Annotated in this window: 17 protein-coding genes and 1 tRNA gene; 16 read left to right on the forward strand and 2 right to left on the reverse strand. The window is 30.9% G+C overall.

The window, feature by feature from the left end; translation table 11 throughout:
• The first annotated feature begins 110 nt into the window (after nt 1-110).
• Both EL235_RS01835 and putP read left to right on the forward strand, forming a co-directional pair.
• Nucleotides 111-3608, forward strand: coding sequence for a bifunctional proline dehydrogenase/L-glutamate gamma-semialdehyde dehydrogenase (locus tag EL235_RS01835; RefSeq protein ID WP_126340688.1), 3498 nt, complete (start codon nt 111-113; stop codon nt 3606-3608).
• A 15-nt stretch (nt 3609-3623) separates the two neighbouring features.
• Nucleotides 3624-5105, forward strand: coding sequence for a sodium/proline symporter PutP (gene putP / locus EL235_RS01840; RefSeq protein WP_114640083.1), 1482 nt, complete (start codon nt 3624-3626; stop codon nt 5103-5105).
• A 15-nt stretch (nt 5106-5120) separates the two neighbouring features.
• On the opposite strand, the gene yedF is transcribed toward putP, so the two are convergent.
• Both yedF and yedE read right to left on the reverse strand, forming a co-directional pair.
• On the reverse strand, nt 5121-5348 hold the full coding sequence (gene yedF / locus EL235_RS01845) for a sulfurtransferase-like selenium metabolism protein YedF (RefSeq protein WP_126340689.1): 228 nt from the start codon (nt 5346-5348) through the stop codon (nt 5121-5123).
• Nucleotides 5345-6559: a selenium metabolism membrane protein YedE/FdhT gene (gene yedE, locus EL235_RS01850; protein WP_114640084.1), complete on the reverse strand. Its 1215-nt coding sequence runs from the start codon at nt 6557-6559 to the stop codon at nt 5345-5347. The genes yedF and yedE overlap by 4 nt, the downstream gene beginning before the upstream one ends.
• Before the next feature lie 158 nt (nt 6560-6717).
• Here yedE and EL235_RS01855 point away from each other — a divergent pair.
• The 14 genes from EL235_RS01855 (at nt 6718) to EL235_RS01920 (ending at nt 15636) form a co-directional block, all read left to right on the forward strand.
• Nucleotides 6718-6815: transfer RNA gene (locus EL235_RS01855), tRNA-Sec, on the forward strand.
• A gap of 24 nt (nt 6816-6839) precedes the next feature.
• A complete protein-coding gene (locus EL235_RS01860) occupies nt 6840-8090 on the forward strand; it encodes an adenylosuccinate synthase (protein WP_039625434.1) in 1251 nt (416 codons plus the stop codon).
• Nucleotides 8087-8506: a flagellar FliJ family protein gene (locus EL235_RS01865; RefSeq protein WP_126340690.1), complete on the forward strand. Its 420-nt coding sequence runs from the start codon at nt 8087-8089 to the stop codon at nt 8504-8506. Before EL235_RS01860 ends, EL235_RS01865 begins: the two co-directional genes overlap by 4 nt.
• Nucleotides 8503-9021: a MotE family protein gene (locus EL235_RS01870; protein ID WP_164717503.1), complete on the forward strand. Its 519-nt coding sequence runs from the start codon at nt 8503-8505 to the stop codon at nt 9019-9021. Before EL235_RS01865 ends, EL235_RS01870 begins: the two co-directional genes overlap by 4 nt.
• 61 nt (nt 9022-9082) lie before the next feature.
• Nucleotides 9083-9634 (forward strand): DUF507 family protein, encoded by a 552-nt coding sequence (locus EL235_RS01875; protein ID WP_039617626.1) that lies wholly within the window; start codon nt 9083-9085, stop codon nt 9632-9634.
• Complete coding sequence (gene carA, locus EL235_RS01880; RefSeq protein WP_126340692.1) at nt 9631-10749, forward strand: glutamine-hydrolyzing carbamoyl-phosphate synthase small subunit; 1119 nt, start codon at nt 9631-9633, stop codon at nt 10747-10749. Before EL235_RS01875 ends, carA begins: the two co-directional genes overlap by 4 nt.
• Nucleotides 10746-11408 carry a sulfite exporter TauE/SafE family protein gene (locus EL235_RS01885; RefSeq protein ID WP_126340693.1) on the forward strand — a complete coding sequence of 221 codons (663 nt, stop codon included), beginning with the start codon at nt 10746-10748 and terminating at the stop codon, nt 11406-11408. Before carA ends, EL235_RS01885 begins: the two co-directional genes overlap by 4 nt.
• A gap of 106 nt (nt 11409-11514) precedes the next feature.
• The gene (ccoN, locus tag EL235_RS01890) at nt 11515-12981 is read left to right on the forward strand and encodes a cytochrome-c oxidase, cbb3-type subunit I (RefSeq protein ID WP_039617631.1); all 1467 of its coding nucleotides are present in this window, start codon (nt 11515-11517) and stop codon (nt 12979-12981) included.
• A gap of 11 nt (nt 12982-12992) precedes the next feature.
• Nucleotides 12993-13658, forward strand: coding sequence for a cytochrome-c oxidase, cbb3-type subunit II (ccoO, locus tag EL235_RS01895; RefSeq protein ID WP_039617633.1), 666 nt, complete (start codon nt 12993-12995; stop codon nt 13656-13658).
• A gap of 8 nt (nt 13659-13666) precedes the next feature.
• Nucleotides 13667-13870 (forward strand): cytochrome c oxidase, cbb3-type, CcoQ subunit, encoded by a 204-nt coding sequence (locus EL235_RS01900; protein WP_039617636.1) that lies wholly within the window; start codon nt 13667-13669, stop codon nt 13868-13870.
• Nucleotides 13870-14748, forward strand: a complete 879-nt coding sequence (gene ccoP / locus EL235_RS01905) for a cytochrome-c oxidase, cbb3-type subunit III (protein ID WP_039628013.1) — start codon at nt 13870-13872, stop codon at nt 14746-14748. Before EL235_RS01900 ends, ccoP begins: the two co-directional genes overlap by 1 nt.
• Complete coding sequence (locus EL235_RS01910) at nt 14748-14960, forward strand: DUF4006 family protein (protein WP_039617641.1); 213 nt, start codon at nt 14748-14750, stop codon at nt 14958-14960. Before ccoP ends, EL235_RS01910 begins: the two co-directional genes overlap by 1 nt.
• Before the next feature lie 2 nt (nt 14961-14962).
• On the forward strand, nt 14963-15064 hold the full coding sequence (locus tag EL235_RS01915) for a hypothetical protein (RefSeq protein ID WP_087685197.1): 102 nt from the start codon (nt 14963-14965) through the stop codon (nt 15062-15064).
• Entirely contained in the window at nt 15061-15636 is a 576-nt protein-coding gene (locus tag EL235_RS01920) for a hypothetical protein (RefSeq protein ID WP_232017398.1), read from the forward strand. Before EL235_RS01915 ends, EL235_RS01920 begins: the two co-directional genes overlap by 4 nt.
• Nucleotides 15637-15638: the final 2 nt, after the last annotated feature.

The following is a 15638-nucleotide window of genomic DNA, read 5'->3' on the forward strand; positions in this document are numbered from 1 at the left end:
ATATTTGTTACTTTTTTACATAAAAAAATAAATTATAAATAAATATATGTTGATTTTCGTTGCATTTTTTGTATCATAAATACATATTAACTATTAAAGTGGAGGAAAAAATGATACAAAAAGCTTTGCAATTAGCTGAAGAATTACAAAGAAAGATAGAAAGTAATATCTCTCAAAGCGAAAAAGAATTTCATGCCAAAATGCAAAAACTTTTAAACAACCCTAAAAATAAAGTAATGTTAATTGAGCTTTTAGATCGCTCTTTTAGATGTAAAGATAAAAGTGCTAGTTTTGAGCTAATAGAACATACTTTAAATAAATATGGTATAGCAGATTTTTTTAGTGCTTTTGAAAAATTTTTACTTTTTTCATTTTTAAATTTTGGAAAATTTGCGCCAACTCTTAGTGTGCCATTTTTCATTAAGCATTTAAGAGAAGATACTAAAGCTATGGTTTTAGATGCAAATCCTAGTGTTTTAGAGCCTCATATGCGCAAAAGAAAAGATGAAGATAAAATTACCTTAAATGTAAATTTAATCGGCGAAGAGGTTTTAGGTGAAGCTGAGAGTGCTTATAGGATGAAAAAATATGAAGAAGCATTAAAAACAAGCTATATTACTTATATTTCTATTAAAATTACTACCATTTTTTCCCAAATCAATATTATTGATTTTGAATACTCTAAAGATGAGGTGGTAAAAAGATTAGATAAATTATATGCTCTTGCTTTAGAGGAAGAAAAAAAGCAGGGTGTGTCTAAATTTATCAATCTTGACATGGAAGAATTTAGGGATTTAGAATTAACTGTTGAAGCTTTTATGGAAAGTGTTGCAAAATATGATATTAAAGCAGGTATTGTTTTGCAAGCTTATTTACCTGATTCTTATGAGTATTTGAAAAAACTTTTTGCTTTTTCAAAAGAAAGAGTTCTAAAAGGTATGAAGCCTATAAAAATTCGCTTTGTTAAAGGAGCGAATATGGAAAGTGAAGAAACTATAGCTTCACAAAGAGGTTGGGCTCTACCTACTTTTTATAAAAAAATTGACACTGATAGTAACTATAAAAAAATGCTTGATTTTGTCTTAGAGGGAGATAATCATAAATATATTAATGTAGGTATTGCAAGCCATAATTTATTTGAAATTGCTTATGCTTATACTAGAATTTCACAAGCAGGAGCTTTATCATCTTTTACCTTTGAAATGCTTGAAGGTATGAGTTTGCAATGCTCTTATGAGCTTTCTAAAATGCATGATCTTATACTTTATGCACCAGTTTGCGATGAAGCACATTTTAACAATGCTATTGCATACTTAGTAAGAAGACTTGATGAAAATACTAGTGAAGATAATTTCATGAGATATTTTTTCAATCTTAAAATTAATGATAAAAATTGGCAAATGCAAAAAGAATTATTTATAAAATCTTTAGAAGGCGTTGCTAGTTTGGATAATTCTACTCATAGAACTCAAGATAGAAATAATGAAACAAAGGCTATTAGTTCTTATGAGAGTAAAGAATTTAAAAACGAACCTGATACAGATTTTATCTTAAAAGCAAATAGAGAGTGGGCTAAAAATATAAGAACTAAATATGAAAATTTAGAAAATTATGATGTGTATCCGGTTGCAAAAGAAGAAATTAAAAATGAAAATTTACAAGTAGTAGAAGTTAAAGATAAAATCAAAAATCGCACTATAGGTAAAGCACATTTAGCAGGCCAAGCAGAGATTAAATACGCTTTAGATGTAGCTAAGAGCTCAAATTTTAGTGATTTAAGTCACGATGAAATTTATGAAATTTTAGCAAAAACTGCTCAACTTGTTAGAGATCGTAGGGGGGATTTAATAGGTATAGCAGCTTTAGAAGTAGGAAAAACTTTCTTAGAAATTGATCCTGAAGTGAGTGAGGCTATAGACTTTTTAGAATTTTATCCACATTCTTTGGAAAAACTAAAAGAGCAAAATCCAAATACTGTTTTTAAAGCAAAAGGTATAGGTGTGGTGATTGCGCCATGGAATTTCCCAGTGGGTATTTCAGTAGGAACCATAGCAGCACCTTTGGCTGCAGGAAATAAAGTGATATACAAACCTTCATCTTTATCGATGTTAACAGGTTATATGCTTTGTAAATGTTTTTGGGATGCAGGAATTCCTAAAGATGCTTTGATTTTCTTACCTGCTAAAGGTAGTGATATATCAAAATACTTACTTGTTGATCAAAGTGTGAAATTTTCAGTATTAACCGGTGGGGAAGAAACTGCTTATGCAATGCTCAAAGCTAATCCAACCTTGCTTTTAAGTGCTGAAACAGGCGGTAAAAACGCAACTATTGTTTCTAAATTTGCTGATCGTGATAGTGCGATTAAAAATATCATTCATTCAGCTTTTTCAAATTCAGGTCAAAAATGCTCTGCTACTTCTTTACTAGTTTTAGAAGAAGAAGTTTATAATGATGAAGAGTTTAAAAAGACTTTGGTAGATGCTGCTAGTTCTATGGCGGTTGGAAATCCATTTGTGTTTAAAAATAAACTTGGAGCTTTAGCAGATAAACCAGATGTGAAATTACAAAAAGCTTTAGATGAGCTAGCTCCGTATGAAAGTTGGGCTTTAAAACCTAAATTTGTAGATGATAATCCTTATCTTCTAACTCCAGGGATTAAATATGGTACTAAAAAAGGTGATTTTACGCATATGAATGAGCTTTTTGCGCCAATTTTAACTGTAATGAAAGCAAAAGATTTAAAAGAAGCTATTGATATAGTAAATTCAACAGGCTATGGACTTACAGCAGGATTTGAAAGTTTAGATGAGAGAGAATGGGAGTATTTTCACACTCACATAGAAGCAGGAAATATTTATATTAATAAACCAACAACAGGAGCTATAGTTCTTAGACAACCTTTCGGTGGTATTAAAAAATCAGCCATTGGTTTTGGTAGAAAAGTTGGAATTTATAATTACATTACCCAATTTTTAGATATAGAGCAAAGTCAAGCTGATCAAAATGTTTTGGACAATGAATTAGTATCAAATTTAAATGCTTTAAGCTTAGATTTAAATGAAAAAGATAAAGCCGATTTTGAAGTCGTTAAAGCTATGGCAAGAAGCTATGCTTACCATGCAAAACATGAATTTGCAAGTGCGAAAGATTATGTCAATATAAGAGGCGAGGATAATCTTTTCTCTTATACAAAGGTTAAAAATATCGCTTATAGAGTGCATAAAGATGATAGTTTAAAAGATATTTTAGGAGTTATTTTAGCAGCTAGTGTATTAAATATTGATCTTGTTTTAAGTTATGATGAGCATGAAAAAATAGATCTTGTGCAAAAGATTAATCAAAAAATTAGTTCAAAAACTTTATTCCTTAAAGAAAGCAAAGAAAATTTCATTAGCAAAATAGTTGATTATGAGAGAATTCGTTATTTTGCTCCATTAGATGTTAATGATGAAATTTTCATAAAAGCAGCAAGTTGTGCAAAAATCATCGCTAATGCTAAACCTTTAATAAATGGGCGTTTTGAGTTGCTTTTATATCATAATGAAAAAGCTTTAAGTATATCTTTCCATCGTTATGGAAATCTAGGCATTCGTGCTTTAAAATAATATAAAGGAGATAAAATGGAGGTTGTTCAAATTAATACTCAAATTGCGATAATGTTTGTCGCATATTCAGCACTAATGCTTTTTATCGGATTTTATTTTTATAAACAAAATAAAAATTCAGAGGACTATTTTTTAGGTGGTCGTTCTATGGGACCAGTGGTTTCAGCACTTAGTGCTGGAGCTTCTGATATGAGCGGTTGGCTTTTAATGGGTTTGCCAGGAGCATTATATGTAAGTGGTTTGGCTGAAAGTTATATTGCAATAGGTCTTAGTATAGGAGCGTTTTTAAACTGGGCTTTTGTAGCAAAAAGACTTAGAATTTATACTAGTGTGATTGCAAATTCTATTACAATTCCAGATTATTTTGAAACAAGGTTTGATGACGATAAGCATATATTAAGAGTGGTTTGTGCTATTGTTATTTTAATTTTCTTTACTTTTTATGTTTCATCAGGGCTTGTAGGTGGAGCAAAACTTTTTGAAGCAACTTTTGGAATTCAATATGATTATGCTTTAACTACAGGAACTGTTATTATAGTTGCTTATACATTTTTAGGTGGATATAAGGCAGTTTGTTGGACGGATTTGATTCAAGGTTTATTAATGATGAGTGCTTTGATTGTTGTGCCTATAGTGATGATTTATCATTTAGGTGGCTTTAGTGAAGCTGTTAATATAGTCAAAGAAATTAAGCCAAATACTTTTTCTATGGGAGAAGGATTAAGCTTTTTAGGTATAGTTTCAGCGCTTTCATGGGGACTTGGATATTTTGGTCAGCCACATATTTTGGTGCGTTTTATGTCTATAAGATCAACTAAAGACATCCCAATTGCTACTTTTGTAGGAATTTCTTGGATGGTTATATCTTTAATAGGTGCTTGTTTGATAGGTATTTTAGGTATAGCCTATGTGAGTAAATTTGAGCTTAGTTTGCAAGATCCTGAAAAAATTTTTATTGTAATGTCACAATTACTTTTTAATCCTTGGATAGCAGGCATTTTACTTAGTGCTATTTTAGCAGCTATTATGAGTACAGCAAGTTCGCAATTACTTGTTTCAAGTTCAACTATAGCAGAAGATTTTTATAAAAGAATTTTCAATAAAGAAGCATCTAATAAAACAGTGATGACTTTGGGTAGATTTGGTGTTTTAGCGGTAGCTGTGATAGCTTTTATTATTTCTACTGATAAAAACTCAAGTGTGTTAAGTATAGTAGCTTATGCTTGGGCGGGATTTGGAGCAAGTTTTGGTTCTGTAATGCTCTTTTCGTTATTTTGGTCAAAAATGACAAGATACGCTGCTATTGCAGGTATGATTACTGGTGCAGTTGTAGTTGTAGTATATAAAAATTTCTTAGCCGAGTGGCTTAATTTTCCTATTTATGAAATCATTCCAGGATTTTTAGCTGCTTCTGTTGTGATTGTTTTAGTGAGCTTGGTTACAAAAGTGCGCCCAGGAACTAAAGCAGCTTATGAAACAATGTTAAAACATCTTTAATATATTCAAAAGCCTTTAAGGCTTTTGAATTAAAAATCTAAGCGTTGGGCCATCTTGATTTATTTCTAGAATTTCAAAACCACGATTTTTAGCATCTTGAGGTATAGAATTGATACTTTGCGGACAGTCGCATAAAATTTCTAAAACTTCACCTGATTTTAGTTCTTTTAAGGCATCAATAGTAGCTATAGCAGGGTATGGGCAAACTTCACCTTCTAAATTTAAACTATAATGAATAATCATATTTTTCCTTTTTTATTTTGTTTGAAAAAGAATGATTTTTTAAACTTTAATATAAATAAAAATAAAATTGCAAATAAAGTTAAATTGATTACTAAACCATTAAAATAACCAAATTCATTTAAAAGATGAATCTTTACTCCATCTGTTAAGAAATTTGGAAAATAATCGTAGCTTAAAGCTAATATCATAGTGCCAATAATATTTGCAATACCCACTATAATAAAATGACTTTGTCCTTCACAAGCTCGATACATCCAGCCACACTCGCATCCTCCGGCAAAAACTATCCCAAAGCCAAATAAAAAAGCGCCTAAAGCAATATTTGGTGATATTTCTATTATTTTGCTAGTGTGTCCTTGCAAAATAAAAGCAAAAGCTATTAAACAAGCTATAATCATACCTATTAAAGCACCTTTTATAGCATTGTCTCTACCAAATAAAAATAAATCTCTAAAACAAGAAGTAAAGCAAATTTGAGCTCTAGATGTGATAAAACCAAAAACAAAGCCAAATATTAACGCTAAAGGAAGAATACTTTCTTTGTTGTTGATATTTAAAGGTTGTTTTTGTAGTATAAATACAACATAAGTTATAAAAATTATAAATACACCAAATCCTATATAAAAATATATCTTTGCGGTTTTATTGTGTGTTTTTAATGGTCGGTTTTCTTTACAAACACGTTGTAATTTGGCTTTTGGTTTAAAAGGTGATAGATTGCAAACTTTAACAGCTAAATAAATCCCTAAAATCATAAATAAAGTAAAAACCCAAGTATGTAAAGAAAAATAAGGCAAGCCTGTAAAAAAATTTGCCAAGTTACATCCAAAGGCAAGTCTTGCACCAAAACCAGATAAAATTCCACCTATAATAGCTTGAAAAATTCGAATTTTGCTAGCAGGTAAGCGCCATTTGAATTTATTTGCTAAAAACGCAGCGCTTAAACACCCTATAAACATACCTACAAGCATAATACCATCAATTCTTGTTAAGAGAGTACCGTTTAAATTTTGCTTTTGATAATAAGAATAAGAGCTTAAGTCCATACCAAAAAATTCTAACAACTCTCCACCCCAGCGCGTCATTTCGCCAGTGACTGCCCAAACACTACCAAAAATTCCAAAATAAATAGCACTTAAAATTCCAAGCATAATCATGCCTTTGGAATTATCCCAAAAATTTATAAAAAAAGATTGTTTGAAAGAATGCATTGTTGTATCCAAAAATTGTGATTGTCAAAACTTGACACTAAAATAAAAACTACTATTATAACTAAGAATTTTGATAATAAAATAAAACAAAACCGCTTATAACTTTAGGTATTTAATTTTTGTTTTAGTTAAAAATATTAAGATATAATATATTTTTTGGAAGGTTAGCTTATCTGGTGATGGCCACTGACTTCAAATCAGATGAAAGGGTAGTTGACTACTTTTTGGGGAGTTCGATTCTCTCACCTTCTCGCCAAATTTAAGTCAAAATGGAGTTTTCATGAGTAAAGCAGATATTGTCGTTGGTATCCAATGGGGTGATGAGGGCAAAGGTAAGATAGTTGATAAGCTATGTGAAAATTATGATTATGTTTGCAGGAGTGCAGGCGGACATAATGCAGGTCACACTATATGGGTTGATGGTATAAGATACGCTTTACATTTAATGCCATCAGGTGTTTTGAATAAGCAATGTATTAATGTTATAGGAAATGGAGTTGTAGTTAATCCTGATGTATTAATTAGCGAAATGGCTCAATTTGAAAATTTAGAAGGAAGATTATTTATAAGCGATAGGGCTCATTTAAATTTAAATCATCATGCTTTGATTGATCAAGCAAGAGAAAGACTTAAAGGCGATAAAGCTATAGGAACAACAGGCAAAGGCATAGGACCAAGTTATGAAGATAAAATAAGTCGTAATGGACATAGAGTAGGGGAATTGCTAGAGCCTGAAAAACTTTGCGAAAATTTAATGAAAGATTTTGAACTTAAAAAAACTTATTTTGATGTTTTAGGTATTGCAATGCCTAGTTATGATGAAATTTTAAAAGATTTAAAACGCTTTAAAGAAGTTTTAGCACCATATATTGCAGATACCACAAGAATGCTTTGGAAAGCTTTGGATGAAGATAAAAAAGTATTGCTAGAGGGTGCGCAAGGATCAATGCTGGATATTGATCATGGAACTTATCCTTATGTTACTAGTTCAACAACTATTTCAGCTGGAGCTTTAAGTGGTTTGGGTTTAAATCCAAAAGAAATTGGAAAAGTTATAGGTATAGTAAAAGCTTATACAACAAGAGTGGGAAATGGAGCTTTTCCAAGTGAAGATTTAGGCGAAGATGGTGAAAAAATAGGACTTATTGGTAAAGAAATCGGTGTAAGTACAGGTAGAAAAAGAAGATGCGGTTGGTTTGATGCGGTTGCGGTAAGATATACCGCAAGGTTAAATGGCTTAGATACTTTATCATTGATGAAACTTGATGTATTAGATGGTTTTGAAAGTGTTAAAATTTGTAAAGCTTATGAGTATAAGGGGCAAGAAATAGACTATGTGCCTTGTGATTTAGAAAATGCTAAACCTATTTATGAAGTAATGGAAGGTTGGGATAAAGTTGCAGGGATTAGGGATTATGATTTGTTACCTGAAAATGCTAAAAAATACATTGAACGTTTAGAAGAATTAAGTGGTGTTAAAGTAGGTTATATCTCTACAAGCCCTGAAAGAGAAGATACTATTATTTTATGAAAAGCAAATATTCTTCTGTTATTAAGCTTAGAAAACAACAGCTTGATAAAGCAGAAGTAAATTTAACTAAAACAAGACAAAAGCTTTTGCAATGCGAGGAAGAGCTTAAAGAAGCCTCAAAAACTTGCGAAAGCTTAACTTTGGCCGAAAAGGGTTCGATAGCTTTGTTAAGATCGTCTTTAAAAATGCAAGAAATCGCAAGAGAGGGCAAGCAAAGAGTTAAACAAAAATTAGATTTAACCAAAAAAGAATTAGCGCACCATCAGCACTTATATAAAAAAGCTCATTTGGAATTTGAAAAAATCAAAGTTTTAGAAAATGAAGAATTAAAAAAGATTCAAAAGGCTTTACAAAAAGAAGAGGAAAAATTTATAGACGAGCTTGCTATAACAAGGCATTTTAATAAGGATAAATAATGAAAAAAATAATATATTTATTGATTTTTTTAAATTTTGTAAATGCACAGCAAAATTGTGAGCAATATTTTGAAGCAAGAAAAGAACAAATGCAAGAACAAATTAGAGAATATGATGAAGCAAAACAGAGCTTGGAAGCTTATAGAGCATCTTTTGAAGCTTTACAAAAAGAAAAAATGCAAGCTTTAATACAAAAAGAAGCTGATATTAATGCAAGTTTAGAACAAATTAAAAGCCTAAAAGAACAAAATGAGCGTATATTAGAAGCGACTAGGCAAAATCTTCAAGCGATTAATGATAAAACCATGGGGCGTATTACAGAAATCTATGCAAAAATGAAAGATGTGGCTGTTGCAGGTATATTAAGTGAAATGGAACCTGATGAAGCTTCAAAAATTCTACTTTCATTAGATCCTAGAAAAATTTCATCTATTATGGCAAAAATGGAACCTAAAAAAGCTTCGGATTTAACACTGCTTTTGAAAAATTTAGATCAAAATGCAAGTTCGCAGTAAGTTTTAAGCAGTTTTTACCTTTTTTTTAGTATTATTTCAATAAAAATAAAAAGGTGAATAAATGCGTATCAAACCAGCTCACATACCTTATATAGCAAATAAAATAATACTTGATTTAATGCACTCTTCTTTTGTAAAAATTAAAGATGATAGTCAAAAGCTTTTAAAAATAGCAAAAGAAATTATAGAAATAGATGTTTTAAATGAACGTAAGCTTGATGAAAAAGCAAAAGAGCTTTTAGAAAGTCAAGAAGATGAAATTGAGTTTATGCAAATAGATAGAAAAAGTATGTTTTGGATGATTAAGAAAAAATTGGCAAATGAGTTTAAATTTATGCTTGATAGTGAAGATAGATACAATAACCTTTCTCACAAAATTTTAGAAAATTTAGTAGAAGAAGATTTGATAAATTACAATGTATCAGAAAATCGTGTGAAAAATCTCATTTTCTCAAGTATTATGTCTTATTTAAAAGAGTATGAAAATTTAGAAGATTTGGTTTATGAAAAAATTTCAAATTATAAAAGAAAGCTTATCCCAGGTTCTGAGGAATATGAATTAGTATTTGAAAAGCTTTACCAAGAAGAGCTTAGAAAAAAGGGACTTTTATGAAAGCATATATTTATATAGAAAACGATGTTTTTTTAAGCGCAAAAGCTTTTGGAGAAGGTGGAACTTTTTTTGGCGAACTTGTCTTTAATACTTCTTTGACAGGATATCAAGAAATTATTTCCGATCCTTCATATGCAGGTCAATTTGTGGTTTTTTCAATGCCAGAAATTGGTATAGTTGGTGTTAATGATGAGGATAATGAAAGCAAAGAAGTTTTTGCTAGTGGCATGATTATAAGAGAGCTAAATGAAGATTATTCAAATTTTAGAGCCAATGATTCTTTAAGTGTTTATTTAAAAAAACATGGAAAAATAGGTCTTTGTGAAGTTGATACAAGATTTTTAGTTAAAATGATTAGAGATCAAGGTAATTTAAGAGCTGTTATTTCTACTGAAATCAAAGATAAAGAAGAACTTAAAAAAATACTTCTTTCTAGTGCTAAAATTGATGAGGTAAATTATGTAGCTCAAGTTAGCACTAAAAGCTCTTATAAGCATAGTAAAGGTGCTTGGGATCATAGTAAAAAAGCTTATGAGAATGTAAAAGCAAGTGGTAAAAAAGTAGCTGTGATTGATTATGGTGTAAAAGAAAATATTTTAAATGAGCTTGTAAGCGTAGGACTTGAAGTAGAAGTTTTTCCTTATAATACCAAGGCAAAAGATTTGATTGATTTATATCAAAAAGGTGTAATTCATGGGGTGTTTTTATCCAATGGGCCAGGCGAGCCAAGAATTTTAAAAGATGAAATCGCAGAGATTAAAAAATTAGCAGAAGCAAAAATTCCCATGTTAGGTATTTGTTTGGGGCACCAACTTTTAAGTAATGCTTTTGGTTATGAAACTTATAAGATGAAATTTGGTCAACACGGTGCAAATCATCCAGTAATCAATCTTACAAATAATACAGTAGAAATTACAGCACAAAATCACAACTATAATGTTCCTGAAGAAATAGCAGAGGTTGCAACAATTACTCATAGAAATTTATTTGGTGACAATGTAGAGGGTGTAAGATATAAAAATTATCCTATTATATCAGTACAGCACCATCCAGAAAGCTCATCAGGGCCACATGAGAGCAAGTATATTTTTAAAGAATTTTTAGAGCTTTTGTGAATTTAGATTTTATTGCTTTAGTGAGTATAGCTTTTCTTTCAAGCTTTGGACATTGCTATGGAATGTGTGGAGGCTTTGTTTTAGCTTATACTCAGCTTTCAAAGCAAATCAAACTTCCTTTTTCTCTTTTGATTTTCTCTTATCATTTATCTCGAATTTTTGCTTATGTTTGCTTAGGTGTATTTTTTGGAATTTTTGGAAATTTATTTTCTTTTAATGAATTTGCAAAAGGTGTAATGTTTTTTATTATTGGGCTTTTTATGATGATTTTAGCTTGTGCTTTAATTTTTAAAGGAAAATTGTTAGCTTTTTTTGAAAATTCTTTAATTTTTGATTGTGTTATCAAAAAAAGCATTTCAAGATTAATTCAAAACAAGTCTTTAAAAAGTACTATTTTTTTAGGCTTTTTAAATGGTTTTGTGCCTTGTGGCTTAGTATATTTTTATATAGCTTTTGGAATGAGTGTGCAAAATGTTTATTTAGCAGCATTAATTATGCTTGTTTTTGGACTTTCAACACTGCCTGCTTTGGTATTTTTTGCTTATTTTTCTAAAACACTAAATGAAAAATTTCAAAAAACGGCTAGTTCGATTTCTTACTTATTAATCTTTTTATATGGAGTGTATTTTTCATATACAGGCTTTATACTTACAAAGTAATTTATTAACAGATAATTAATAAACATAATTTTTAAGCTAAAAAAGATATTAGTTATCATATAATATAAAGATTGCATAATTGCAGAAAAAAAATTAAGGAGAGGAAATGCACCCAGGAAATGCATTAAACTATGACTATACGGTCGCTAAATATTTTATGTTTGCTACCTTATTGTTTGGTGTTATTGGTATGGCTATTGGAACGCTTATTGCCTTTCAAATGGCTTATCCGGATTTAAACTATTTGGCTGGCGAGTATGGTACTTTTTCAAGACTTAGACCATTACACACTTCAGGTGTAATTTTTGGTTTTATGCTCTCAGGAATTTGGGCTACTTGGTATTATATTGGTCAACGCGTGCTAAAAGTTAGTATGGCAGAATCAAGCTTTTTAATGTTTATTGGTAAATTGCATTTTTGGCTTTATATGATCACTATGATTATAGCTGTTATCACTTTATTTGCAGGTGTTAGTACTTCAAAAGAATACGCAGAACTTGAATGGCCACTTGATATATTGGTAGTTTTAGTTTGGGTTTTATGGGGTGTAAGTATTTTTGGGCTTATCGGAATTCGCCGTGAAAAAACATTATATGTTTCACTTTGGTATTATATAGCTACCTTTTTAGGTATAGCAATGCTTTATCTATTTAATAATATGGCCGTACCAACATATTTTGTAAGTGGAATGGGTGATTGGTGGCATAGTGTTTCTATGTATGCAGGAACAAATGATGCGTTAGTTCAATGGTGGTATGGACACAATGCTGTTGCATTTGTATTCACTGTTGGTATTATCGCACAAATTTATTATTTTTTACCAAAAGAAAGCGGTCAACCAATTTTCTCTTATAAATTATCTTTATTTGCGTTTTGGGGCTTAATGTTTGTTTATCTATGGGCAGGTGGACACCATTTAATTTATTCAACTGTGCCTGATTGGATGCAAACTATGGGATCAGTTTTCTCAATTGTTCTTATTTTGCCTTCTTGGGGTTCAGCAATTAATATCTTGCTTACTATGAAAGGTGAGTGGAGTCAATTAAGAGAAAGTCCATTGATTAAATTTATGATTTTAGCTTCAACTTTCTACATGTTCTCAACTTTAGAAGGTCCTATTCTTTCTATTAAATCAGTTAATGCGTTGGCGCACTTTACAGATTGGATTCCAGGTCACGTTCATGATGGTACTTTAGGTTGGGTTGGCTTTATGACTATGGCTGCGCTTTATCACATGGTACCTAGAATGTTTAAAAGAGAGCTATATAGCAAATCATTAATGGAGGCTCAATTTTGGATTCAAACTACAGGTATAGTACTATATTTTAGTTCTATGTGGATAGCAGGTATTACTCAAGGTATGATGTGGAGAGCTACAGATGAGTATGGTAACTTACTTTATACTTTCATCGATACTGTTGAAGCTATTATTCCTTATTATTGGATTAGAGCTGTAGGTGGCTTGTTATACTTAGTAGGATTTTTCATGTTTGTTTATAATATTTATAAATCAATTTCAGTGGGTAGAGTGCTTGATAAAGAACCAAAAAGTGCTTCACCTATGGCAGCATAAGGAGGAAAAATATGTTTAGTTGGTTAGAAAAAAATCCATTCTTTTTTGCTGTAGCAGTATTTATTGTAATTGCATATGCAGGTATTGTGGAGGTTTTACCTGATTTTGCACAAAATGCAAGACCAATTGAAGGTAAAAAACCTTACACTGTTTTACAACTTGCAGGACGTCATGCTTATATTAAAGAAAGTTGCAATGCATGCCATTCGCAACTTATTCGTCCTTTTAAATCAGAAACAGATCGTTATGGTATGTATTCAGTTAGCGGTGAATATGCTTATGATAGACCATTTTTATGGGGTTCAAAAAGAACAGGACCTGATTTATTGCGCGTAGGAAATTTTAGAACCACTGATTGGCATGAAAATCATATGTGGGATCCAGTATCTGTAGTACCTGGTTCTATTATGCCAGCCTATAAGCATATGTTTAGTAATAATGCAAACATAGAAACAGCTTATGCGGAAGCACTAACTGTAAAAAAAGTTTTCAATGTACCTTATGATGCTGAAAATGGTACAAAACTTGGCACTTGGGAAGAAGCTCAAGCAGAAGTTAAGGCAGAAGCTCAAGCTATAGTAGATCAAATGAAAAACCAAGATGTTAAAGATGCGTTTGCTAGAGGTGAAATTAGAGAAATTGTAGCTATAATCGCGTATCTTAATAGCTTAAAATAGGAAAAACTATGGATTTAGAACTAATAAGAGAGCTACAGGCTTACGGTTTTTTTGCTCTTGTAGTATTTTTAGTGGTGGTTTTGTATTCTTATTGGTTTCATTTGTATAGATCTGAAAAGACAGGTAGAAGAAACTATGAAAAATACGCTGATTTAGCACTGCATGATGAAATCAGCGATCGTGTTTTAGAGCAAAATAAAAGGAGTGCTTAATGCAATGGTTGAATTTACAAGATAATGTTAATTTGTTATCTTTTATTGGAGCAATTCTTATCATCTTGATTACACTGGTTGTGGTAGGAAAATTGTTTAAAAGTATGAAAGAAGAAAAAAGCCAAGGCGAACTAAGTGAGCATAGTTGGGATGGTATAGGCGAGTTTAAAAATCCTATACCACTTGGCTGGGCTGTTGTATTTTTCTTGGCTATAGTGTGGTGTATATGGTATTTTCTTTGGGGATATCCTTTAAATAGCTATTCTCAAATTGGTGAGTATAACAAAGAAGTGCAAGCACATAATGAGAAATTTGCGCAGAAATTTGCAAATTTAAGTGCACAAGATAAACAAGAAATGGGTAAAAATATTTTCTTGGTTCAATGTTCTTCTTGTCATGGAATTACCGGTGATGGTATTAATGGAAAAGCACAAAATCTTAATATTTGGGGCTCAGAAGAAGGACTTATAGAAGTAATTACTAAAGGTTCTAAAGGTATGAATTATCCTATGGGCGAGATGTTAAGCGCAGCGGATAATGGTATAGATGAAGCTGATATTCCTGCAATTGCAGCTTATGTTGCTTCTGAAATTTCAGCGATTAAAAAAACTGAAAATCCTCAACTTATAGCAAAAGGAAAAGAACTTTTTGTAACTTGTACAGTATGTCATGGTGAAGATGGAAAAGGAACTATTGATGGTCAGTTAGTAGCTCCAGATTTAACAAAATATGGCAGTGCTGAATTTGTAGTAGATGTTTTAAATCGTGGTAAAGCAGGAAGTATAGGGGTAATGCCTCATTTTAACAATGGGTTGTTAAATGAGCTTCAAAAAGAAGCAGTTAGTGAATATGTGATTTCTCTTTCAAGGGGTGAATAATGGAAAATTCAAATAGATGTGTATTTTCACTTTCAGGCGTTAGTGGAATGTTAATAGCAACTGTTTTATTGTTATCGATTTTAGCTGGACTTACTGTTTGGGGTCTTAAAACTCAGCAAGATGTTATGCAAAAACCTTATAAAATAGAAAATGCAGAGCAAATTAAAATGTTTGACTCTAAAAGAGAAGAACATATCATCATAAAGGAATGATTATGGCAAAAGTTCTTGAATACTTAATCATAGCTGGCTTAGTTGTTGCAGCAGGAATTACTGCTTGGTCGGTTTTAACTGTAAATCATCTTTTTATAGGATGAAAAATATATTTAAAGGCGGTTTTTTAACCGCCATTTTTATTTGTTTTACTAATTTCTTACATGCTGAAATATTATTAAATGATAACATCTTAAACACTGCAATAGAACAAAACATCACTTTAAGTTCGAAACAAATTCATGAGTTAACTGGTGTAAATATCGCTTTAGTCTTAAGTGATAAGAAAGATTTTGAAAGTTTAAAAAGCTATGAAGCTAATTTGAGTAAACCATATATTTTACTTGTTTTTTCTAAAGCTTCGCATAAGGTAGATATACTTGCAAGTGATGATGCTATGAAGTATTTTGATAAAGAAGGTGTTTTAAGTCCTTATCCTGAAAAAGGAACGATTTTACCTATACTTGCAAATCCTAAACAAAAAGATATTTATAATGCAGCTATTTTAAATGGTTATGCAGATATTGCCGATCAAGTGGCAAATCATTTTAATATAAAACCTTTTTATGGAAACTCAAACCGTGATACTTTAAATATCATGAGAATTTTAATTTATGGTTTTTTATGCGTTGCAATTTTAATGCTAGTTCAAAGAAAAATCAAAAGGAGAAAATAAAA

It is taken from the genome of Campylobacter lari, from assembly GCF_900638335.1.
GTDB classification, from domain to species: domain Bacteria; phylum Campylobacterota; class Campylobacteria; order Campylobacterales; family Campylobacteraceae; genus Campylobacter_D; species Campylobacter_D lari_E.